The organism is Microbacterium sp. C5A9, assembly GCF_022627955.1.
Classification (GTDB): Bacteria; Actinomycetota; Actinomycetes; order Actinomycetales; family Microbacteriaceae; genus Microbacterium.
The window spans coordinates 1-266 of the sequence record NZ_JABXGD010000024.1 but is presented as its reverse complement, the minus strand read 5'-3'; the positions used below and the strand labels follow the sequence as shown (position 1 = coordinate 266).

Genomic DNA, 266 nt, shown 5'->3' with positions numbered 1-266 from the left:
GCTCTATGCCGCGCGCGGCGTGACCTTGCCGGAAGAACTCGACAAGGGTTTGGCGCGGCTGGTGCCCTATCACCAGCTCAAGGGCATCGAGGCGGCGGTGGAACTGCTGGCGCGGGCCCTGGAAGAGCGTCGGCGCATCCTCATCGTCGGCGATTTCGACGCCGATGGCGCCACCGCCAGCGCCGTGGGCGTGCTGGCGCTGCAGCGTCTGGGCGCGGCCTGGGTCGACTACCTGGTACCCAATCGCTTCGAATACGGCTACGGCC

1 pseudogene is annotated in these 266 nt (G+C 68.8%); it reads left to right on the top strand.

What is annotated here, in order from left to right:
• Positions 1-266, top strand: a pseudogene (locus tag HWD99_RS18335) (single-stranded-DNA-specific exonuclease RecJ); the annotation flags it as partial.